Origin of the sequence: Novosphingobium sp. SG754 (assembly GCF_013149315.1) — a bacterium.
Taxonomy (GTDB): Bacteria; Pseudomonadota; Alphaproteobacteria; order Sphingomonadales; family Sphingomonadaceae; genus Novosphingobium; species Novosphingobium capsulatum.
Genome location: NZ_JABGCC010000002.1, coordinates 517,391 through 539,991 on the forward strand (window position 1 = coordinate 517,391; position 22,601 = coordinate 539,991).

A 22,601-nucleotide genomic window follows, 5' to 3' on the forward strand; every position below is an offset into this window, starting at 1 on the left:
CCCGCCTGCCTTATGGCGCGCGCTGGATCTGGGCATCGGCATAGCCCGCCCGCTTCGCCTTGCCCAGAGCCGCCTTGGCATCGTCTTGTGAGCCAGCCGCAATGCGCACGCGGAAGAATTTGCCGGCCGGTGCCACTGTGCCCCCCACTTCGCGCGCGGCCTTGTCAGCATTGGCACGCGTGGAGAACGCGCCCACCTGGACGACATAGGCCGTCGAATGGGCTGATGCGGTGGCCTGATGCTCGGCCTTGGGCGCCGGCTTTGGCTCTGCCTTTGCCGGCGCCTTGGGTTCGGGCCGAGGCGTGACGGGCTTGGGCGCCGGCGCCTTTGCGGCAACGGCCTTTGGCGCCGCCGAGGGGGCTGACGGCGCTGGCGGGCGCGGCGCGGGCATGGGCGTGGTGTTGCGCACGACCGGCTTGGGCGCCGGGGCTGGCGGCGTTGGTGCCGGCACGGGCGCTGGCGGCTGCTTTCCGGCCAGGGCGGCGGCGAGCAGTTCGGGCTTGGGCTCAGCGGGCGGGAGAATGCCCAGCTTGCGCTTGAGCGCGGTGAGCAGGCCGGGCGGCGTATCCATGCGGGCCGGCGCCTGTTGCCCATTGCGGAGCAGCGCGCGCTCGGCCTCTGGCGGGTTGACCCGGCGCACGCGCACCGGCGAATGCGGGCCGCTCAGCCCGAGCTGCGCGATGGCGCCGGGCGAAAGCGCCACCAGCCCATCGCCTTCCATCGGGCCGCGCCGTTCGAGCCGCACCAGGATCGTGCGCCCGCTATCGAGCGAGGTCACTTCGACATAGCTCGGCAAAGGCAGCGTGCGATGCGCGCCGCTGATCCCGCCACCGCCTTCGGCATCGGACACGGCATAGCCAACCGCATCATAGTTCATCGTGTCGGCGGGAGTATAGGTCACCCCGCCAACCGCGAACGGCGCGCCCAGCACCATGGGGTAATCGGCCGCCGGGCCGCTGACCGCTTGGGCCAGGGCCATGTGCGCTGTGCCGCAGCCCAGCATCAGGGGAATGGCCAGGGCGGCGGCGGTCAGGCGAAGGCGATCAGCGGCTGATTTCATCGGCGAGCAATCCCACGGACAGGGCGTAAAAGTTCGAGCAGTTGTAATCGAGGATGACCCGATAATTTCCGGTTAGCAAATAGGCGGTGCGCCCTGGTCCGTCCGGCTCGAAAAAGGTGGCGAGCGTATCATCGCCCGCAGGCCAGACGCCGGCCTGGGGCATGATGCCCATGGCGCGCCATTCACGCAGGGTGCGCCAGCGGCTGTGCCGGGCGAACACCAGCGGGCAGCGCGGGCTGGCCAGCGCGGTGCCCAGGCGGCTGCGATCGAGCCCGGCCGGCGCCGTCACGGCAAAGCCCCAGGGTTCGCCCGGGCGCCAGCCGGCATCGCGGAAATAGTTGGCGATCGAGGCGATGGTATCGGCGCGGCTCGCCCAGATATCAGGCAGGCCATCGCCATCGGCATCCTGGGCCACGCGCAGATAGACACTGGGCAGGAACTGCGGATTGCCAAAGGCGCCGGCCCAGCTGCCGACCAGCTTTTGCCGGGGAACGCCGCGATCGATCATCTTGAGTACGGCGACGAACTCGTCAGCGAAAAGCTCGCGCCGGCGTCCTTCAAAGGCGAGCGAGGCGAGCGAGCGCGGCAGATCGAAATCGCCGGTATAGCTGCCGAAATTGCTCTCATGCCCCCAGATCGCCAGGATCACCGGGCCGGGCACGCCATAGCGGCGGCTGACGGTCTCGATCTGCTGCATCGATTCGGCATAGATGCGCCGCCCCTTGGCAATGCGCACCGAATCCACATGGCGCCGGCGATAGGGCTCGAACGAGGGCGTGCCCCCGCCCGACTGCGCGCCGCCGGGCTGGCTGCGATCGAATGCGATCACCCGCGGGTTGAACGTGAGCCCAGGCAGCACGCTGGCAATGGTCTGCTCGCGCACCCCAGCGCCGCGCGCCTTGGCGGCCAGGAGTTGCAGGTAGCCTTGAAACCCCGCTTCTTCGCTATCTTGCGCCACGGCCGGCCCAGCCAGCGCGGCCAGTGCCAGCGCCGCACCCATGGCCAGGCGGCGCCAGGCCCGGCGTCCCCCAGCGGCGGCCGCTGCAAGGCGCGAAGAATTAACGGTTGAAACGAAACGGATCGGTTGGGCCATCATTGCAGGCTGTCTTGCATGCCTTGCCCGACAATGGAACACCCCCGCGCCCAGGTGAGGCGCCAAGCCTGCCGAAAATCGCCCTATTTGCGCATTTTGCGGTGATGGCCGTGCAAAACCTCTTTGCGCATCGCATGACAACCGCTATCGGCGGCGCGCCGGAAGGGTGGCAGAGTGGTCGATTGCAGCGGTCTTGAAAGCTTACCGGAGCTTGCGACCTAGGTTTGTAAATAAGAGTTTTGTTACAAGGGGTTAGCGTTAGTCCGATACGCCGGGCGTTTTTGCCCATAAGCATGTCGTAAGCTGCAAGCCCCTAAACGGTATGGAAGCGTGGCCGAGTGGTTGAAGGCACTAGTCTTGAAAACTAGCGACGGGGTAACTCGTTCGTGGGTTCGAATCCCACCGCTTCCGCCAAATAGAGGACCACTATGCTGAAAGCTCAGATTCACTGGAAGGGCACCGAGGGCGCCGCCGTCGAATGTGAGTTCGCCTACCCGTTGAGGGAAGGAGATGCGTTCGTCGTTCAGGAGGGAGAAGCGCGATTTCTCTGCAAGGTCGAATCGATCGTTCATTTCCCGGTAAACGCTGGCTCTGGGCACACCCCTTCAGTTGGATATTTCGTTACCCGACAATCCACGAGCGAAAGCTACTGGTCGAAGCAATTTTGGGGCGGTCTGCTCGGCAATCTTCTGAAGCTAAAGTAGCAACACCCCACGCGCGAGGGCGCAGGGTTCTGCTACTTTAGGGCGGAAGGAATGTCGCCTGCCCCCGCTGCTGCGGATGTTCGATTGACGGGGAACGCGCCGCTATTCTCCGGCGCGGGTGACGAATAACCTGCGCAACCCTTGCTGCTGCCCGCGCTCGCCGTCAGCGCCCGTGTGCTTGCCCCATGCCCCATCCGCTTCCCAGCGCCGGAGGCACGCGACGACCACAACTATGTCCTCGGCGTGCAGCGCGCCACTCTCGATGCCCGGTAGAACCTCCTGCTCAACAAGCATCGAACGAACCGAGCCAGATGGTGAAGATCGACGGTCGCGGCTTCCTAGCTTCCTCGATCCGCTTCACGCGGCGCTAGAGTGCCCGAAGACTCATGTGGTCAGCTCAGACCGAGCTTCGCGCGCCAGTCCTGAACCTCGCCAATCACGTCTGTCGATGATTCAACGGGTGCTACCGCCTCTGGCGCGGCAATCTGCGGGTGCCGTTCGCAAGTGCGCGCAATGCCTTGCTGCAATCATGCGGCAGGGCCGGTTCCAGAGGGGCGAGCGTGGCCGTGGCCATGGGCAGCATTACCTTGTCGTTTCAACGCGATGACGCCATGATGGCGGCGGGGCGCTGTTCGATCAAACGCAATGATTCTGACGCGCTGTTGCAAAAATGCGCGCGGTCAAACCTCTTTGGGCAGCACCAGGTTGAGCACCAGCGCGATCACCGCCACCGGCATGACGCCCGATGACAGCAGTATCCGGGCGGTTTCCGGCAGGTGGCCCAGCGCCTCAGGCTCAAGCTGGAGCCCGAGCGCGACCGAGAGCGCGGTGCCGGCTACCAGCATGTTGCGCTGGTTCCATGCGACGCTGGAGAGCATGGCGAGCGCGGAGGACGCGACCATGCCGAACATCACGATCACCCCGCCGCCCAGCACTTCGATCGGGACAGTGGTGATCACCGCGCCGATCTTGGGCAGCAGGCCGCACAGGATCAGAAACAATGCGCCCAGTGTCACCACGAAGCGGCTCATCAGGCCCGACATGGCGATCAGGCCCACGTTCTGGCTGAACGTGGTATTGGGCATGGCGCCAAACAGGGCCGACAAAGCGGTGCCCACGCCATCGGCGGCCACCGCGCCCATCACTTCCTGATCGGTGGCGCGCCGCCCTGCCCCGTTTTCGCAGATCGCCTCGACATCGCCGATTGATTCGATCGACGAGACGAAGCCGATCAGGCAGAAACCCAGGATCGCCGAGGGCGACAGTTCCCAGCCAAAGGCCAGGAAACGCGGCAGCATCAGCCAGTGCGCCTGCGCCACCGGGGCAAAGTCCACGCGGCCCATGGCCAGCGCCACGCCATAGCCAGCGAGCAGGCCAAGCAGCACGGCTGCGGTTGAAAACACCCCGCGCCCGAAGAACTTGAGGCCAAGCGTGGCGAACACGACAACGCCCGCCAGCAGCCAGCTCGACGCCGCGCCATAGGCGGGCAGCCCGCGCAGCGTTACCCCTCCTGCAGCATATTCGACGCCGACGCGCACCAGCGAGAGCCCGATCATCAGCACGACCAGCCCGGTAACCAGTGGCGGCAGGGCAAAGCGGATCGGGCCGACCAGGCGGCTGAGCCCGGCATGGAGCAGTCCGGCAAGAAAGGCGGCGGTGGTGAGGGCGGCCATGCCCTCCACGCCCTTGCCGGCCACGATCGGGATCATCACCGAAATGAAGGCAAAGCTGGTGCCCTGCACCAGCGGCAGGCGCGCGCCGATCGGGCCAAGCCCCACGGTCTGCAACAGCGTGGCGACCCCGGCAAATAGCATGGCCGCCTGGATCATGTAGATCAGCGCCGAAGGATCGGCCGAACCGAAGCCGAACCCGGCCGCCCCGGCCACGATGATCGGCGGCGTGATGTTCGACACGAACATCGCCAGCACGTGCTGCACGCCCAGCGCCACCGCCACGGGCAGCGGCGGCACATAGGCCGGGTCGCGCCGCTGCGCCTCGGTCGGCCCGGATGGGGGCGCGGCGCTTTCGGGTATCGCTGCTGTTGCCATGGCTGCCTCCGTCATGCCCATTGCCTGCTCCTATGCCATCAGCCGAGCGAGCGCGGCTTGCGCGCCAGCGACGACCGCTGCCTGCGATGACATCACCAGTTCGCCGCCGCGCACCACGCCGCGCCCTTCGACAAAGACATCGCGCGGCCCTGCTGGCGGGGCAAAGACCAGCGCGGCCAGCGCATCCCAGCTACCGGTTGAGGCGATCTGCGCCACGGGCCAGATGGCCAGGTCGGCGCGCTTGCCCGGTTGCAACTGGCCGCAATCGGGCCGGCCGAGAATCTCGGCGCCGCCCCGCGTCGCCATGCGCAGGGCCTCGCGCGCGGAAAGCGCACCGGCCCCGCCGGCCACGCGTTGCAGCAGCATGGCCTGGCGCGCCTCGGCCAAAAGATGCCCGCTGTCGCTCGAGGCGGAACCATCGACGCCCAGGCCTAGCGGCACACCGGCATCGAGCATGGCGCGGACCGGCGCGATGCCCGATCCCAGGCGGCAGTTCGAACAGGGGCAATGCGCCACGCCGGTGCGGGTGCGGGCGAAAAGGGCGATTTCGCCGGGATCGAGCTGCACGCAATGGGCATGCCACACATCCGGCCCGGTCCAGCCCAGGCTTTCGGCATAGTCACCCGGTCGGCAGCCGAATTTCTCAAGGCTATAGCGCACGTCGTCGGCGTCTTCGGCCAGGTGGGTGTGCATCATCACGCCCTTGTCGCGCGCCAGGATCGCGGCATCGCGCATCAGTTCGCGGCTTACCGAAAAGGGCGAGCACGGCGCTACGCCGACGCGGACCATGGCGCCCTCGCCGGCATCGTGAAACCCATCGATCACGCGGATCATGTCATCGAGGATGGCCGGCTCGGCCTCGACCAGGCTGTCTGGCGGCAGGCCGCCCAGGCTTTCGCCTACGCTCATCGCCCCGCGCGTGGGGTGAAAGCGGATGCCGATGGTCTGCGCCGCGGCGATCGTGTCTTCCAGGCGCACGCCGTTGGGAAAGAGATAGAGGTGATCCGAAGACAGGGTGCAGCCTGATAGCGCCAGTTCGGCCAGGCCCAGCCGCGTGGCGGCAAAGACATCATCGGGCGTATAGCGCGCCCAGATCGGGTACAGCGTCTTGAGCCAGCCGAACAGCGAGGCATCCTGGCAGCCCGGCACCGCGCGGGTGAGAGACTGGTAGAGGTGGTGGTGCGTGTTGACCAGGCCAGGCGTGACGACGCAGCCACGCGCGTCGATTGCCTCGATCCCGGCGAGTTGCGGCGCCAGATCGGCGGTCGGGCCGCAGGCCACGATAGCGCCGTCGCGCCAGATCAGCGCGCCATCGGCAATCTCGGTGCCGGCATCGTCCATCGTTGCCAGCACATCGGCATGGATGATCGCCCCGCTATGCAGGCCGCCGCTGCTCACTTGGGCGGCGCCTTGGCATACCGCGGCCAATCCGCCAGCAGCGTGTCCACCACTTTCGATCCGACGGTATAGAGCGCTTCGAGCGAGGCGCGCATGCCGGAATAGTTGTTGTTTTCCTTGAGCAGATAGTCGGCCGGCGCCACACCGGGCGGCGGCATGGTGAAGTTGGACGCGCCGCGCAGCACCATCACCCGGTTGCGATCGGCCCGGCCGATCCGCGCAAGATAGTCGATCGATTGGAACGCGCCGGTTTCTTCCATGGCAGAGGTGACGAACACGCCCTTGCCGCCGGTCCAGAAATCCACCCAATCGTGCGCCCACTGCGTCATCAAGCCGCCGTGCCAAAAGGTCATCGCGGCAAGATTGTCGCCGGTCATCACGCGCGGCGGAGACTGCGCCGGGGCCATGCCGGTGAACGGCGCGCGCGCGGCGGCCAGTTGCGCGCTGTCGGGCAGCGCGATGTCCTTGGTCAGGCCATAGGCCCAATCGGCCAGCGCGGGGTTGAGTGCAAACATCTCGCCCTCGTCCGCTTGCTGCGGGCGCTTGTCGCGTACTGTGTCATTGGGCCCATTGGAATGCAGCGCGAAATAGCCGCTTTTCCAATCGGCGGGGATTTCGCGGGCATCGATTTCGTGCGCCAGATCGCCATCGACCAGATAATGCGCCCACACGGCCGAGCCGATCGTCGCCTGGTGCGGATCGACCCCGGCAATGCCGGCGACCAGCCAATAGGCGTGCGACAGGTCGAACCGCTGGTCGAGCCCCAGTGCCAGCGTGGCCGTGGCCGAGCGGATCGAGCCCATGCCCGTCACAATGCCCAGTATCTGGCTGTCGGGATTGTAATAGAGATCATGGTGCGACTGCGGGAACGGAATGCGCACGTCCAGCTTGCGCCGCTCGCGCCAGAACTGGAATTCGCCCGGCGCGTCACCCGTGTCCTGCCCCACTTCGAACATGGTGACGATCACCACTTTGACTGGAATCTTGGCCGCGCAGGCTGCGCCCGGCGCACATCGCAAGGCTTTGGCCACCGCAGGCGGAACGGCCGGAGTGGTGGCGGCACGGGCGCCAGTGGCCATGCCAGCGAGCGCCAAGGCGATGGCCGCGTGGCGCAGGCCCTTCATCTGCAACATCATGAATATCCGATAGGCAATTGACAGGGCGGCAAAATATCGCCGCCCTGTACTGAGGATCAGAACTTGTACTGAATGGTCGCTTGGAAATTGCGCGGCACCTGCGGCAGGGCGATATCGGCCCCGAACAGATCCTGGCCACCGGCCCGGAAATAGCGCGCGTTGTTGAGGTTCTTGACCACGGCACGGAACATCCAGTGGCCCGTGGTGAACGAAGCACCGGCATTGACCAGCCAATAGGCCGGCAGGCGCACCGTCTGGCTATAGCTGGAGAAGACCGAGTCCACGTGGCTGACATCGGCGTTGATCGCGATGCCGTTGTCAAAGGCATAGGTGCCGGTGGCCGACACCACGTTGTGCGGAATGCCGGGACGCCGCGCCTGGGCGTTGGTCGAGGGGAACAGGTAACCGATCTGGCTGCCGCCGAGATAGAGCGACGGATCCTTGACGTTCACCATGTCACCGATGCCGAAGTAGTTGAAATAGCCGCCGCTGGTGAGCGCCGAGATATTCACCACGTCGATATAGGTGTAGTTCGCGGTGACCAGCGCGTGCTTGTCGATCGCCCAGCGCAGTTCCGCTTCCACGCCCTTGGTGCGGATCGACTGGTTGGTCAGCGGGCTGTCGGAAACGACGTCGGTGCGCTCCTGCTTGTAGACCGACAGCGCCGCATAGAGCCGCTTGTCGAGGAACTCACCCTTGATGCCGGCTTCATAGAGGCGCGAGGCCGACAGGAACGTGCCCCCAGCAATCGCGGTCGGCTGGATTTCAGCGCCTTCACCGGCCACCACCGTCGATTGGCGCGACGCGGTGACATAGGGAATGATGCCGATCGGCGTCTTGTAGGAAACGCTGGCGTTCCACGACAGGCCGCTGTTGTTGCCGGTGGCTTGGGCCACGCTGGGGTAATCGGCCGGATCATACTTGGTAAGCAGCGCGGTGGACGTGGCGTGGACATGGTCCCAGCGCAGGCCGGCAATCACGTCGAGGCCGAAATCGAAATCGGCATCGACCAGCCCGGCCAAACCAACGTCGAGATAGTGGCCCTTGAGATAGTCGGAATAGTTGCAATCGCAGTCAGTGGAAAGCTGGCGGGTGGATGCCGCAGTATAGCCTGTGGTGATATCGGGACGGTTCCACAGTTCGACGCCAAAGTCATCGGCAAAGTTGAACTTGGTGTAGCGCAGCGAGGGGGCTGCCTGGATCGAAAATTTGCCGGCAGACGTGGTGAAGCTGTCGCTGATCACCACCTTGTCTTCCAGAACGTAGGAATCGATCTTTTGCGAGAAGCCGTAGTAGTTCTCGTTGAGGTTCTTGGTGCCGTCGTAGAAGACCTGGTTCTTGATCTCCAGCTTGCCCGGCCCGGTCCAGATCAGGTCGAAGTAGAACGTCTTCTGATCGTTGTTGAGCTTGTCGTTGGGGCCAGTCAGCGTGTCGCGCTTGCTCAGCTTGGTGGTGCCTGGGTTGACCAGCGCCAGATCGGGATAGTTGGCCTTGAGGCAGGCGTCGGTCCAGCCCGAAGCGCCGATGCCGCCGCCGCAGCCAAACGAACCAAAGATGCTCAGGCCCTTGCCGCCGTTGGCCGCCCGGGCTTCGGCGCGGGAAATCTGGCCATCGCCATTGGTGTCGAGGTTGTTGGCCGCGTTACCGGTGACGTAATTGCCATTGTCGATCAAGTCTTGCGACAGGCGGTTCCAGCCGCCGTTCTGCTGGCCGCGGAACTTTTGATACATGCCGCCGAATTCGGTGCGCAGGTTGCTGGTGATGTCGGTGTCGAACGCGGCCGAGAGCACCAGGTTGCGCGGGTGGATGTTGCGGTAATAGCTGCCCGAATCCTCGGATTCGGCATAGAGGCTGTAGCCGAACTGGTGATCGCCGATCCGGCCCGGTCCAGTGATGCTGCCCTTGAGCACGCTGCGGGCCCAGCTGCCGGTGTCATAGGCAATGAAGCCATGCGGATCGGGCGCATAGGTGCCATTGGCGGCGCGCGCCGTCTTGGGCACGAAGTTCATGTAGCCGCCGGTCTTGGACGGGCCATAGATCGGCGAGGCCGGGCCGCGCACGATGTCGATGCGATCGGCGGCGGCAATCGGGGTGGGATAGTTGCCGGGATTTTCCAGGCGCAGCATGCCGCGGAAATAGACTTCGCCGGGCGTGCCGCGAATATCGAGCGCGCCGCCGGTGCCGAAGAACGAGCTGGTAAACGTGCCGGGCACCTGGCTGACCAGGTCATAGATCTGCGTGATGCCAAAGCGTTCGAGCTGTTCCGAGCTGACCGACGATGCCGCGCGCGGCGTTTCGGCCAGCGTCTTGTCGAACCCGAAAACCGAGCCGACATCCTTCAGCGGCAGCGCGCCGAGCGAGCCGGACACGACGATTTCGGGCTTTTCATCGCCGGCTTCGGGTGCCGGTGCGGCCTGGTCGGCCAGGGCCGGCCGGGCCAGCGCGGTTCCCGCCAGCAGAGCGAGAGCGACCATCGCGCGGCGCGCGGGCTTGGGCTTGTGCAGCCGTGCTTGAAACGTGCTCATTCTTCGTAACCCCCATGATCGGGCCACGCCGCTGTGGGCGTGCCGTCCGTTGCTGTTTTTCTGCCTTCACGCCCCTCCCTGGGCATGATCTTGTTTTTATGACTTTTTATTATTCATTGCGGCGGCCTTGATGGCGTCGTCCTCAAACGCGTCGAGCCGCTGTTCCAACGCCATCTGCAGGCGCGCCTTCTCGCTGGCCGCCAGAAGTGCGCGACACGGCGTGGCCGAGGCAGCCTGCCCCGTGCCACTGCACGGCGCGGCCCATTGCCCGACATGGCGATCGCGCCACAGGCTGGCGCCGCGCACGAAGCTGTATTCCAGCGAAGCGCGCGCAATGGCCTTGAGATCGCCATAGCCCAGGCCCTGCTCTTGCACGCCGCGCTGGAACTCGTTGGTGATGTCGGTGCGCAGCACGCCCTGATCATCGGTGGCAAGAACCACCGGCACGCCGTGGCGGCGATAGAGCGAGAGCGGATGCGCCGGCCCTTTCACGCCCAGGATCACGGCGTTGCTGGTGAGGTTGATCTCCACCGCCACGCCCTGGCGCGCCATCTGCGCCAGCGTCTCGCGGCCCTGGTCTTCAAACGCGATATCCACGCCGTGGCCGATGCGCCGGGCGCCGGCCGCCACCGCCTTTGCGATATGATCGCGCATGTCTGCCGGCGGCACCTGGCCGAAGGCGAGTTCGCCGGCGTGCATAGAGATGGCGACGCCCGGATGACGCTGCGCCAGAAAGCGGAACATCGCCATGTGCAGATCATAATCGGCGCGCGCCACCGGCCAGTCTTCGGGCTGGACGATATTGACGCCGACAAAGCGCGGATCGGCTTCGGCCAAGGCAAACGCCAGGATCAGCGCGCGAAACACGGCGGCTGGCGCCACGTCGCGCAGCGCCCAGGCCAGATAGTGCACCGCCACGCCGCAGCCAGGCTCGGCCTGCGGCGTGGCACAGTGCATGCCGGTGCGCGCAGCGGCTTCCTCGGCGTCGATCTGGGCGCGCAGCGCGGGCAGCTGGGCCAGCAGGCGCGGCGCTTCGGCGGTGTGGAACGCGGCAAGGCTGGCCACGTCTAGCGGCGGCAATGGCGCGGCCAAGGCGGTTTCGAGCAGGCCTGGCGGGTTGTGATCCAGCTCCAGATAGAGCAGCCCCTCCCCCGCCGCCTGCCGCCGCGCGGCGATCATCGCCTCCGCCTCTTGCCCCAGCAAGGCAGGGGTGAAGCGATCGAACGTGGCAAAGAACTGGTCGTGCCCGCTGATGGCAGCGGCGCCCACGCCGTTCTGCCAGCCGCGCGTGGAAAGGCTGTCCACCAGCCGGGCATAGCGCGCCGGCTCGGTGCGGGTCAGCGTCGCGATATCGGCATCGGGCGCGCAGGGGGGCGCGGCAAAGCCGCTGCCGTCGGCCGACAGGCACAGACCCTTGGTGCCCGCCCAGGCAATCATGTCTTCGGCATAGAGCGCGCCTGACAGGTGATTGTGCAGATCGCCGCCTTTGGGCATGCGGTGCAGGAACAGCCGCAATTCGCCCGGATCGCGCGCGGCCTTGGCCATGATCGCCGCAACCTGCGCGCTGCGCGTGGCACTGCCAGCAGGCGAACGCGCCGCGACGGGCGCCGCGCTGCCCAGGGCCAATGCCATGCCGGCCAGGGCCAGCGACACCATGGCGCGTCGGTGGGTCACCGTGTGCCGCTCATGGCTGGGCCGCATCCGGCACGCTGTCACGATAACGGACCCAGTCGGCAAGCAGACGGTGCACCACCACGGCGCCCACGCGATAGTTCGCCTCGTACGCCGCCACCTGCCCCGGCCCTTCGTCACCCACGCTGGCGAGCGGCGAATGGCCCGGCGGCGGCATCGACGGGTTGCTGGCGCTGCGCAGCACCATCACCCGCTTCATGTCCACCAGGCCAGCCTGGCTGGCGGCGAGCATGGTGCCGGCCATCAACTGGCTTTCCATGTTGGTCATCACAAAGCGGCCTTGGCCGTGGGTCCACAGCTTGACCCAGTCGCGCGCCCACTGCGTGCGCCCGGCGCCGTGCCAATAGCGCAGCGTGCCCAGCGTTTCGCCCATCAGAACGAACGGTGGACGCTGCGCCTGGGGAAAGCCTTTCCATTGCGCGCGCGCCGTCTTGAGCGCCGGTGTATCGGGGATCGGTGTGTCCTTGCTCAGCGCAAAGGCCCAGTCAGCCAAGCCATGGTTGAGCGGCACGGCCATGCCCAGTGAACCGGTATCGCTCATCCCGGCAAAGCTGTCTGCCGCCTGCGGCAATTGCCCGGGCGCCTTGGCGCCGATCGCGAACAGGCCATAAGGCCAGCCTTTGGGCACCTCGCTCTCGGCAAATTCGCGCAATGCGTCGCCGCTCACCACCCAACGCGCCCAGGCTGCGCTGCCGACCGAGGCGACCTGCGGATCGACGCCGGAAATGCCGGTAAACAGCCAATACGTGTGGGTGAAATCAAAGCGCGGATCGAGCAGCAGGGCCATCAGCTGCACCTCTGGCGTCACCACCAGCGAATGCGCGTCGCCCCAGACCATGCCGTAGAGGCCAGCCGCATTGCGGCGCAGCGGGTGCAACGCGCCACGCACCGGGATCACCTCATCGAGATGCTCCCGCTCGGCCCAGAGCTGAAACTCACCGGGGGCATCGCCGGTGTCGGCGCCCGGCTCGAAATTGGCGATGACCATGACTTTGACCGGGATCGGCTGCACCGCCGGCACGACCGGCAGTGCGGGCTCGGCGGCGCGCACGGTGGGCGCAGCGGCAAAAAGGCCCAGGGCCAGCGCCGCGCAGACCGCACGGCTTCTGGCCACAAGCCTTTTCCCGCCCCCGGCCGGCCTGCCGGAGAGTCTTGCCGTGATACGCCCCAAAACACGTTCCCTGAATGATATTTTGTGTCTGGAACTTGCTAAAGGACATAGTGTGTTGCAATCAATCACAATGAATTTGACAGAGCGTTGCAAAAATTAGAGAGCCCTAGATGCCAGCGTTTTCCCGCTTCCTGCGCTATTTCATGACCGTTGGCCGGCTCGGCTCGATCCGCAAGGCGGCCGACGAGCTCAATGTCTCGGCCTCGGCCATCGACCGCCAGATCCTCAATGCCGAGGCGGAATTGGGCATGCCGCTGTTCGAACGCCTGCCCACCGGCCTGCGCCTGACGGCAGCGGGTGAAATCGTCATGGCGGCCGGTGCCCGCTGGCAAAAGGGGCTGAGCGAAGTGCGCGCCCAGATCGAGGACCTGCGCGGGCTCAAGCGCGGGCATGTGACGCTGGCGATCATGGACGCGCTGACCAAGGGCTATATCCCCGCGCGCCTCCGCGCGATCCAGAACCGCTATCCCGGCATTTCGGTGGATGTGCGGGTCATGGCCAACGAACACATTCGCGGGGCGATCGCTAGTGGCGAGGTGGATTTCGGCATCTGCTTTGATCCGCAGACGTTTCGCGATCTCACCGTGCTGGCCTATGCCAACATTCGCCTGGGTTTCGTCGTGCCGGCCGATCATCCGTTTGCGCGGCAAGGTTCCGCCCGGTTTTCCGCCTGCGCCGGCATGCCGATGATCCTGCCCGCCCCGCCACTCGCGGTGGCCCAGCAGGTCCAGGTGCTGGCCGGAACATCGAAGATGCCGCTGGATCGCAAGTCTTCGTCGGACAATATCCAGATGATCACCTCGCTGGTGCTGGAAGGGGTCGGCATCGGCCTGTTGACCTCGCTCGACGTCGCCAACGAAGTGCGCGCTGGCCAGTTGGCGTTCGTGCCACTCACCGATCCGGTGCTAAAGCCGATGACGCTGGCGCTGTGCACCGCCACGTCGCGCGCGACGTCTTATGCCGCCGATGTCGTGCTGCAGGAAATCCAGAACAGCTTTGCCGCGCTGGACTATATGGACCCGAGTTGAGCAAGCCTGTAAGGGCGGCTTCTTCGAATCGGGGGCCACCGCATCGGCAGGCGTCCGCCACCAGACCTTCCCCTTTCCACGCGGACATGCCCCATGACCCAGCCGGTTTTCGATTATATCGCCTATGACGATTTCCTGGCGATCGTGCGCACGCTGTCGCAAACCGTGGGCACGGGTGACTGGAAGCCGGATTTCGTCGTCGGCATCGGCCGCGGCGGCCTGGTACCGGCGGTTTACATGAGCCAGATTCTCAACGTACCGATGCTGTCGATCGACCAGTCCGCCAAGGTTCCCGGCTTTGCCGACGAATTGCTGGTCAAGCTCGCCACGATGACCAAGGCCGGCCAGCGCATCCTGATCATCGATGACATCAACGATTCCGGCCGGACCATTGCCCAGGTCCGCCGCCTGCTGCGCGCGCACGACACGGTGGAAGACAATCTGCGTTTTGCCGTGATGATCAACAACGCGGTGTCGCAGGAAACGGTCGACTATGCGGTGCAGACGATCGATCGCACCACCGACAAGCGCTGGTTCGTGTTCCCGTGGGAAGCGGTCGCGACCACCGAAACCCTCACCGGCCAGGCCAACGAAGTGCCCGAGCGCCTGGCCTGACCTCGGCCGCCTGGTCTACTTGCCCACCAGGCGCGCCAGCATCGTTTCCATTTTCGGCACGTCGATCGCCAGCACCACGTCCTGCGCCTGTTCACCCAGGCCGGGATGATAGGCTTCGTCCCAACTCAACGTGTCGCCATAGCCGGCGCCTTGCTGGCTTTCGAAATCGATCCACAGCCGGCGGTGCGTGGCAACCACGGCGGGATCGAGCCAGACGGCGGCAGCGATTTCATCCCACAGCGGAAAGCCCGGCTCCAACTGCTTGATGAAGCGATCGACACCTGGGCGCGCAGCCTGGCCCAGCCTGGCGATCAGGGCCGGGCTCAATTGCGTCGCCGTCGACGGATCGACCGGCACCATGGTGATCTTGCGCCAGGGCGATCGCGCCATGATGCTGGCCGCTTCGGGATCGAAGCGGATGTTGAACTCGCGCCGCGGATTGTTGACGAACTCACGGGCGAAATCGGCCGCCGCGCGGTTGTTCAGCACCTGGCGCGGGGCAAGGCTGCCGCCCATGTAGACCAGTTCCTTGGCCAGGCCGGCAAAGGCGGGATCAAGCCGCTGCGCCAGGGCCAGGTTGGTCATCGGCCCGCAGGCAACGATCGTGATCTGGCCGGGATACTTGTGCACCATGCGGATCAGGAAATTGGCGGCGATCTCGTCGGTGGCATGGGTTTTGGGGTTGCCGCCGGGCAGGTCCACGGCATCGAACGGGCCGTGATAGGGCGGCGGCGTTTGCTGCGTATCTTCTACCCAGCGCTTCATGAACGCGCCCTTGAACACCAGCGGCCCGTGCGTCTGCTCCCATCGCTCGGTCGCTACCTCGGAATTGAGCAGCGGAAACGTGGCGCCCGCCACCACCGGCACATCGGTGCGGCCAATCCATTCCAGCCCGCGCAATGCCTGCGCCGTCACGCGGTTGGCCCAGGCATTGCCAGACACCGTGGTCAGGCCCAGCACCTCCACATCGGGCGCAGACAGCAGCATGACCTGCATCAGGCCAAAGCCATCATCGTCGATGATCACTTTGCGGCGCTCCGGCGCGGCGTGGGCGGCGCTGGCCACCAGCAGCAGCACGCTTGCTGCCAAAAGGCGCGCCGCGCCCTGCTTAATGCGCTGCAACAGCATAGGCATCGATATCCTTGATATGGCCGGCAATCACTTCTTGCGGCAGGAATGACCCAGCAAAGCTGTTGCGCGCCAGCTGCGTCAGTTGTTCATTCGACAGACCGCGCGCCCGCGCCACGGCGAGGTAGTTGTCGACCAAGTAACCGCCAAAATAGGCCGGATCATCGGAATTGACCGTGGCCGCAAGGCCCAGGGCCAGCATGCGATCGAGCGGATGATCAGCCAGGTCTTCCACGACGCACAGCTTGTGGTTCGACAGCGGGCACACCGTCAGCGTCATGCCCTGCGCGGCCAGGCGGGCGACCAGGTCTTCGTCTTCCAGCGCGCGGTTGCCGTGATCGATACGGTCGACATGCAAAAGGTCCAGCGCTTCGTGCACATAGGCCGGCGGGCCTTCTTCCCCTGCATGGGCCACGCGCTTGAGGCCCTTGGCGGCAGCGGCGGCAAAGACCTGCTCGAACTTGCGCGGGGGATGCCCCACTTCCGAGGAATCAAGCCCTACGGCCGTGATCTGGTCCAGCCAGGGTTCGGCCATGGCCAGCGTGGCAAAGGCCGCATCTTGCGAGAGATGGCGCAGGAAACTCATGATCAGCGCGCTGGTCATGCCATGGCGGGCCTGCGCCTCGGCCTTGGCCGAAAGCAGGCCTTCGATCACTTCGGCAAAGGGCACGCCGCGATCGGTATGGGTCTGCGGATCGAACATGATTTCGGCATGGCGCACGCCATCGGCGGCCGCGCGATCGAAATAGACCATGGCCAGATCGTGGAAATCCTGCCGGGTCTGCAACACGCCCGCGCCGGCGTAATAGATATCGAGGAAATCCTGGAGGTTGGAAAAGGCATAGGCCGCGCGCACTGCCTCAACACTGGGATAGGGCAGCGCGATGCCATTGCGCTTGGCCAGGGCGAACATCAGTTCCGGTTCAAGGCTGCCTTCGATGTGCAGGTGCAGTTCCGCCTTTGGCAGGCCGCGCACAAAGGCTTCAAGATCAACCACACAATGCTCCTTCCTGGCGCGCGGGGGCGGCGCGCTTGTCCCACGCGCATTCGCCCATGATCCAGGTTTGCGCAACCACCCTGTCATCCCCCAGGATCTGCATGGCAAAGAGCCGCTCAGCCAGGCTCGCCCCGGCGCAGCGCCGTGCCAGCAACGGGGTTGCTGCCGCATCCAGCACCACGAAATCTGCCTCTTGCCCCACCGCCAGGGCGCCCACCTTGTCAGCAATATGCAGCAGCCGCGCGCTGCCCGCCGTGGCAAGGTAGAACGCCCGGAACGGATCGAGCCGTTCTTCGCGCGCCAAGGCCGCCTGATAGGCCTGCCCCTGGGTGTAGAGCATGGAAAAACTGGTGCCGGCGCCAATATCGGTGCCCAGGCCCAGCTTTACCACGTGCCGGTCTGCCTGGCCAAAATGAAAGAAGCCCGATCCCAGGAACAGGTTGGACGATGGACAAACGGCAATCCCCGCCCCGCTTTGCGCCAGGCGCGTGCACATGGCGTCTGACAGGTGGATGCCGTGGGCAAACACGCTGCGTTCGCCCACCAGGCCAAAGCGATCATACACGTCGAGGTAATCGCTGGCCTGGGGAAAGCGAGCTGCCACCGCCGCGCACTCGTGGCGGTTTTCCGCCAGGTGGGTGTGCAACAGCACATCCGGGTGCGCGGCGAGGAGCGCGCCGGCCATGGCGAGTTGCGCGTCGGAGGAGGTTAACGCAAAGCGCGGGGTGATGGCATAAGACAAGCGCCCTTTGCCCGCCCAGCGCTCGATCAGCGCCTCGGTCTCGCGGCGGGCACTTTCCACGGTGTCTTTGAGGCCATCAGGCCCCAGGTCCATCAACACCTTGCCCGTCGCCACGCGCATCCTGCGGGCCAGCGCTGCTTCGAACAGCGCATCGACCGAACCTTCGTGGACGGTGGGGAACACCAGCGCCGATGTGGTGCCATGGCGCAGCAGTTCGTCGAGGAACGCCGTGGCCAGGGCATCGGCATGGGCCCGATCGGCAAAGGCCTTTTCGGCGGGAAAGATGTGCCGCTCCAGCCAATCGAGCAGCTGTTCGCCGTGCGAGGCAATGCGATCCATCTGCGGATAGTGCACATGGGCATCGATGAAGCCGGGCACGATCAGGCCTGCGATCGGCGTCACCGGCACATCGGCAAAACGCGCAGCCAACATGGCATGATCGCCGCGTGCGACGATGATCCCGTCTTCCACCACCAACAGGCCATCGGCGTGGTAGGCGACGGCATCGGGCGTGTGCAGCGGATCATCGCCCACGCTCAGGATTTCGCCACGAAAGGCGCGCAGGTTACCCAAGGATCGAAACTTTCTCTTTCTTTTCGGCCACTTCCTGCGGCAATTGAAGAAGCTGTGCCAAGACCGCAATCGCGATCACGTCCGGCTCCTTGCCGGTGATACCGCTCATGCCGATCGGGCAGGTGAGCCGGCCGGGCGTGGTTGCATCCAGGCCTTCGGCTTGGAGACGCGACACGAAGCGCGCCCGCTTGGTGGCCGAGCCGATCAGGCCGACATAGCCAAGCGCCTGGCGCTGCAGCGCGGCGCGGGTCAACTGATAGTCTAGCGCATGGTCATGCGTGAGGATCACGATCGCCGCCTCCGCCGGTGCCTCGGTCACGCAGGTGGCGATCGTGTCTTCCGGCACGATGGTGACACCGTCCAGGCTTTCGAACATCGGCCGGGTATCGAACCAACACAGCCGCAGCGGCAGGCCGGCCATGTGCCGCGCAATCGCCTGGCCGACGTGGCCCGCGCCGAACAGATAGACCGGGCGGCGCCACTGCCCCACTGCTTCAAGGATGCGAGTGCCGGCGACAGGCCGTTCGCCCCGCGCGGAAAGCGCGCTGGGCTGCCCTTCGGCGATCCAGTGCCGGTCAATCCGCGCCGCGCCGAAATGGCTGACGAGGAGCGCGCCCTCGGCCATGCCCTGCAAGGGCGCCAGGCCCTGCGCAGCAAGGTGTTCGACCAGCAGCCGCACCCGTCCGCCACAGCATTGGCCCAGCAACGGGCCGAGCGGATAGTCCTGAATGCGCCAGGCGCCGGCCGGCAGATCGAGCGCGCGGCGGGCCTGCTCCTGCGCCTGGAATTCCAGCGCGCCGCCGCCGATCGTGCCCCAGGCGCGCGTGGCGCTGACCAGCATGCGCGTGCCCGGCCCGCGCGGCGCCGATCCTTCGCACGCCAGGACGGTGATCATCGCCAGCGGCTCTTCCTGCGCCCAGCCGCGCGCCATGTCCCACCACATCATGATGCCGTGCCCCGCTGCCGCGCCAGCGCGGCCAGGATGCGTTCGGGCGTAGCGGGGGCATCGAGCGTGGGCCAGCCCGCCGCCGGGTTGCAGGCGGCAATCGCGGCCCCCAGCGCGGAGAATACGGCGTTGGCCAGCATGAACGGCGGCTCTCCCACCGCTTTGGAGCGATGGATCGTCGGCCGGTGGTTGGCGCCGTCCCACAGGGCCACGGTCAGGCGAACGGGCCGGTCGTTGGCAGTGGGGATCTTGTAGGTGGACGGCGCATGCGTCAAAAGCGCGCCCTCGTCGTTCCAGACCAGTTCCTCGCTGGTCAGCCAGCCCTGCCCCTGGATGAAGCCGCCCTCGATCTGCCCCTTGTCGATCGCCGGGTTCAGCGATCGTCCGCAATCGTGCAGGATATCGGCGGCCAGCACGCGGTGTTCGCCGGTCAGCGTATCGATCACCACTTCGACCAGCGCCGCGCCATAGGCAAAGTAATAGAACGGCTGCCCCTGGTGTGCCGCGCGGTCATAATGCAGATCGGGCGTAGCGTAAAAGCCGGTGGACGAGAGCGAGATGCGCGCCATGTGGGCGCGGCGGCACAGCACCGGCCAGGGGATCGTCTCGCCGCCGGCGCAAACCTGCCCATCGGCAAAGACCACGTCTTGCGCCGAACCGCCAAAGGTCCGCGCGCAGAATTCGGCGAGCCGCCCACGGATCGTCTGCGCCGCATCGAGCGCGGCCATACCGTTGAGATCTGCCCCCGAAGAGGCCGCCGTGGCCGACGTATTGGGCACCTTGTCAGTGCGCGTGGCGGTGATCCGCACCTGGTCCAGCCCCACACCAAAGGCCTGCGCCACCACCTGCGCCACCTTGGTATAAAGGCCCTGGCCCATCTCGGTGCCGCCATGGTTGATCTGGATCGAGCCATCGGCATAGACGTGCAGCAGCGCGCCCGCCTGGTTGAGGTGGGTGGTCGTAAAGCTGATCCCGAATTTCACCGGGGTGAGCGCGAGCCCTTTCTTGAGGATCGGGCTTGCGGCGTTGAACCGCGCAACGGCCGCCTGCCGCTCGTCATACCCTGCCTCTGCCCGCAACTGGGCGATGAGGTCTGGCGCGATGTTGTCGGCCACGACCATGCCATAGGGCGTCACGTCGCGCCCGGGGCCATAGAGATTGGCGACGCGCACCGCGAGCGGATCGCGGCCGAGGTGCCCGGCCACGGCATCCATCACCCGCTCGATCGCCAGCATGCCCTGCGGTCCGCCAAAACCGCGAAACGCCGTGGCCGAGACCATGTTGGTCTTCAGCCGTTCCGAAACGATTTCCACGTCAGGTAGGAAATAGCAGTTATCGGCATGGAACATCGCGCGGTCGTTGATCGCGGGCGAAAGATCGACCGTGGCGCCGCAGCGCGAGGCAAGGCGCAAGTGCAGGCCGGCGATCTTCCCTTCGCCATCGAAGCCGACCTCGTAATCCACCACGAAATCGTGGCGCTTGCCGGTCTGGACCATGTCATCGTCGCGATCGGCGCGAAACTTGGCCGGGCGGCCAGTGTGATGCACCACCAGCGCAGCGGCGGCGGCATAGAGCGCGGCCTGGCTTTCCTTGCCCCCAAACGCGCCGCCCATGCGCCGCACCTCTACCGTGACATCGGCCGAAGACCGACCGAGCAGGTGGGCGACAAGATGCTGCACCTCGCTGGGATGCTGGGTGGATGACAGCACGTGGACCTGGCCGTCTTCGAGTGGCCGGGCGAGAGCAATCTGCCCTTCGAGATAGAAGTGATCCTGCCCGCCCATCGCCAGTTGCCCGGCAAGGCGATGCGGCGCGGCAGCCAGCGCGGCGGCAGCATCGCCCCGCGCCATGCGCTGGGTCGGCTCGATCAGGCTGTGCTGGGTGCGGGCCTGCTCGACCGTCAGGATCGGCTCTTGCGCGGCATAGATGATCTTGCCCAAGCGGGCGGCCTGGCGCGCCGCGCGGCGGCTGGTTGCCGCGACCAGGAACACCGGCTGGCCGAGCCATACCACCTCGTCCTGCGCCAGCAGGCGATCGTCCCCGGCCACGGGCGAAACGTCGTTCGCGCCGGGAATATCGCCGGCGGTATAGACCGCGACTACGCCCGGCGCCGCGCGCACGGCGGCAAGGTCCATCGCCACGATCTGTGCGCGGGCCTTGGTCGACGTGCCGAATGCCAGGTGCAGCAGGCCGGGCAGTTCCGGCTCGTCATCGATATAGCGCGCCTGGCCCGTTACGTGCAGGTGCGCGCTATCGTGGCGCTGGCCCATGCCGACCACAGGGCCGGCGGGTGGGCGTGACAGAGTGTCAGCCATGGGCCACCTCCTGCACGCGCACCGGCAAACCCTGGGCCTGATGCCACAGGCGCCACACCAGATTGCCGGCCGCTTCCAGCCGATAGGCCGCGCTGCCGCGCACATCGCTGAGCGGCGCGAAATCGCTGCGGATCGCCTGGGCCGCAGCGGCGATGGTTTCTGCCGACAAGGGCGCGTTGGTCAGCACCGCTTCGGCTTGCGGCGCGCGGCGCGGGGTGGCTGCCATGCCGCCAAAGGCCACGCGCGCAGCGGTGATCACGCCCTGTTCCACGCGCAGGCAAAAAGCGCCGCACACGGCCGAGATGTCGCTGTCAAAGCGTTTGGAAAGCTTGGAAATATGTATGATATCCTGTGGGCCGGGGCGTGGAATGAACAGGCTTTCGACAAATTCGTCGGGGCTGCGATCCTGCTGGCCATAGGCAATGAAGAAATCATCGAGCGGCATCGTCCGCCGCCCGCGCACCGATCGCAGCCTTAGCATGGCGCCTAGCGCGATCAGCGCTGGCGGGCCATCGCCGATCGGTGAGCCATTGGCGATATTGCCGCCGATGGTGCCGGCGTTGCGCACCTGCAAACCGCCGATGCGCCTTACCAGTTCGCCCAGATCGGGACTGAGCCGGGCCAGCGCCGCGTGGGCATCGGCATAGCGCACCGCGCCGCCGATCGTCAGGCCCTGGTCGGTTTCCGCGATCGTGCCGAGTTCGGCCACATCGCCCACGAAAATCACCGTTTCGAGATCGACCAGCTTCTTGGTCACCCACAGGCCCACGTCGGTGGCACCGGCGACGATGCGCGCCTCGGGATATTGTGCCAGCAGCGTCGCAAGGGCATCGGCACTGTCGGGAATGAACCAGCGCGCCGTGCCGCCATCGGGCAGCCGCGCTTGGCCGCAAGCCGGCCCGGCTACCGCCACCTGGCGCAGCAGGGCGAGCAGCGCGGCATCGTCCTGCGCCAACTGCGCATGCTGTGCGCCAGCGTCCAGCAGCGGTCCATAGCCGGTGCAGCGGCAGAGGTTTCCGGCCAGCACGTCGCCCACCGGCAGGTCTGCCCCCACCGCGCCAATCGCGCGGCCATGGAGCGACATGACGAAGCCGGGCGTGCAGAACCCGCATTGCGATGCGCCGTTGCAGGCCATGGTCTGCTGCAACGGGTTGAGTCCGGTTCCGAGCCCGTTCACAGTCAACACCGCCTTGCCATGCAGCATTGGCAGGAACTGGATGCAGGCATTGACCACGCGCCAGATCAGCCGATCCTCGCGCGCCAGCGGCGTGCCCACCAGCACGGTGCAGGCGCCACAATCACCCTCGCCGCACCCTTCCTTGGTGCCGGTCTTGCCGGCCCGCCCGCGCAGGAAATCGAGCACGGTGTCGCCGGGCGCGACATCATCGAGCTCTACCAACTGACCATCGCAGACAAAGCGCAACGCCATG

At 66.1% G+C, this 22,601-nt stretch carries 17 protein-coding genes and 1 tRNA gene; 4 read left to right on the plus strand and 14 right to left on the minus strand.

Annotation, left to right across the window (positions count from 1 at the left end; all coding sequences use genetic code 11):
* Positions 1-10 precede the first annotated feature (10 nt).
* Together FHW97_RS22265 and FHW97_RS06875 are read right to left on the minus strand one after the other, a co-directional pair.
* Positions 11-1,060 carry an SPOR domain-containing protein gene (locus FHW97_RS22265; RefSeq protein WP_305082207.1) on the minus strand — a complete coding sequence of 350 codons (1,050 nt, stop codon included), beginning with the start codon at positions 1,058-1,060 and terminating at the stop codon, positions 11-13.
* Positions 1,044-2,060, minus strand: coding sequence for a lytic transglycosylase domain-containing protein (locus tag FHW97_RS06875; RefSeq protein WP_171798615.1), 1,017 nt, complete (start codon positions 2,058-2,060; stop codon positions 1,044-1,046). Before FHW97_RS06875 ends, FHW97_RS22265 begins: the two co-directional genes overlap by 17 nt.
* Positions 2,061-2,477: 417 nt before the next feature.
* Between FHW97_RS06875 and FHW97_RS06880 the strand changes: the two genes are divergently transcribed.
* Together FHW97_RS06880 and FHW97_RS06885 are read left to right on the plus strand one after the other, a co-directional pair.
* A tRNA-Ser gene (locus FHW97_RS06880) sits at positions 2,478-2,567 on the plus strand.
* 14 nt (positions 2,568-2,581) lie between these two features.
* Positions 2,582-2,857 carry a hypothetical protein gene (locus FHW97_RS06885; protein ID WP_171798464.1) on the plus strand — a complete coding sequence of 92 codons (276 nt, stop codon included), beginning with the start codon at positions 2,582-2,584 and terminating at the stop codon, positions 2,855-2,857.
* A 680-nt stretch (positions 2,858-3,537) separates the two neighbouring features.
* Here the strand turns inward: FHW97_RS06885 and FHW97_RS06890 are convergent.
* From FHW97_RS06890 to FHW97_RS06915, 6 genes are all read right to left on the minus strand, one after another.
* Positions 3,538-4,920, minus strand: coding sequence for a uracil-xanthine permease family protein (locus FHW97_RS06890; protein ID WP_253941630.1), 1,383 nt, complete (start codon positions 4,918-4,920; stop codon positions 3,538-3,540).
* Between the two features lie 15 nt (positions 4,921-4,935).
* Entirely contained in the window at positions 4,936-6,303 is a 1,368-nt protein-coding gene (locus tag FHW97_RS06895; RefSeq protein WP_370525324.1) for an 8-oxoguanine deaminase, read from the minus strand.
* Entirely contained in the window at positions 6,300-7,439 is a 1,140-nt protein-coding gene (locus FHW97_RS06900; protein ID WP_253941631.1) for a purine nucleoside permease, read from the minus strand. Before FHW97_RS06900 ends, FHW97_RS06895 begins: the two co-directional genes overlap by 4 nt.
* Positions 7,440-7,495: 56 nt before the next feature.
* A complete protein-coding gene (locus tag FHW97_RS06905; RefSeq protein WP_107716181.1) occupies positions 7,496-9,964 on the minus strand; it encodes a TonB-dependent siderophore receptor in 2,469 nt (822 codons plus the stop codon).
* Between the two features lie 96 nt (positions 9,965-10,060).
* Positions 10,061-11,665 carry an adenosine deaminase gene (locus tag FHW97_RS06910; protein WP_216647674.1) on the minus strand — a complete coding sequence of 535 codons (1,605 nt, stop codon included), beginning with the start codon at positions 11,663-11,665 and terminating at the stop codon, positions 10,061-10,063.
* A complete protein-coding gene (locus FHW97_RS06915; protein ID WP_370525323.1) occupies positions 11,649-12,770 on the minus strand; it encodes a purine nucleoside permease in 1,122 nt (373 codons plus the stop codon). Before FHW97_RS06915 ends, FHW97_RS06910 begins: the two co-directional genes overlap by 17 nt.
* A gap of 167 nt (positions 12,771-12,937) precedes the next feature.
* Here FHW97_RS06915 and FHW97_RS06920 point away from each other — a divergent pair, with 167 nt between their 5' ends.
* Positions 12,938-13,855 carry a LysR family transcriptional regulator gene (locus FHW97_RS06920; protein WP_022676735.1) on the plus strand — a complete coding sequence of 306 codons (918 nt, stop codon included), beginning with the start codon at positions 12,938-12,940 and terminating at the stop codon, positions 13,853-13,855.
* A 93-nt stretch (positions 13,856-13,948) separates the two neighbouring features.
* Positions 13,949-14,470 (plus strand): phosphoribosyltransferase, encoded by a 522-nt coding sequence (locus FHW97_RS06925; protein WP_168351044.1) that lies wholly within the window; start codon positions 13,949-13,951, stop codon positions 14,468-14,470.
* Positions 14,471-14,485: 15 nt separating this feature from the next.
* Here FHW97_RS06925 and FHW97_RS06930 read toward each other — a convergent pair whose 3' ends face one another.
* From FHW97_RS06930 to xdhA, 6 genes are read right to left on the minus strand one after another with little or no spacing between them, the layout of a single operon-like run.
* Positions 14,486-15,598: a nucleoside hydrolase gene (locus FHW97_RS06930; protein ID WP_084390841.1), complete on the minus strand. Its 1,113-nt coding sequence runs from the start codon at positions 15,596-15,598 to the stop codon at positions 14,486-14,488.
* Positions 15,579-16,595, minus strand: a complete 1,017-nt coding sequence (locus tag FHW97_RS06935) for an adenosine deaminase (RefSeq protein WP_171798465.1) — start codon at positions 16,593-16,595, stop codon at positions 15,579-15,581. The genes FHW97_RS06930 and FHW97_RS06935 overlap by 20 nt, the downstream gene beginning before the upstream one ends.
* The gene (gene guaD / locus FHW97_RS06940; RefSeq protein ID WP_216647676.1) at positions 16,588-17,910 is read right to left on the minus strand and encodes a guanine deaminase; all 1,323 of its coding nucleotides are present in this window, start codon (positions 17,908-17,910) and stop codon (positions 16,588-16,590) included. The genes FHW97_RS06935 and guaD overlap by 8 nt, the downstream gene beginning before the upstream one ends.
* Entirely contained in the window at positions 17,903-18,856 is a 954-nt protein-coding gene (gene xdhC, locus FHW97_RS06945) for a xanthine dehydrogenase accessory protein XdhC (protein WP_171798466.1), read from the minus strand. Before xdhC ends, guaD begins: the two co-directional genes overlap by 8 nt.
* On the minus strand, positions 18,853-21,171 hold the full coding sequence (xdhB, locus tag FHW97_RS06950; protein ID WP_171798467.1) for a xanthine dehydrogenase molybdopterin binding subunit: 2,319 nt from the start codon (positions 21,169-21,171) through the stop codon (positions 18,853-18,855). Before xdhB ends, xdhC begins: the two co-directional genes overlap by 4 nt.
* Positions 21,164-22,600, minus strand: coding sequence for a xanthine dehydrogenase small subunit (gene xdhA / locus FHW97_RS06955; RefSeq protein WP_171798468.1), 1,437 nt, complete (start codon positions 22,598-22,600; stop codon positions 21,164-21,166). The genes xdhB and xdhA overlap by 8 nt, the downstream gene beginning before the upstream one ends.
* Position 22,601 lies beyond the last annotated feature (1 nt).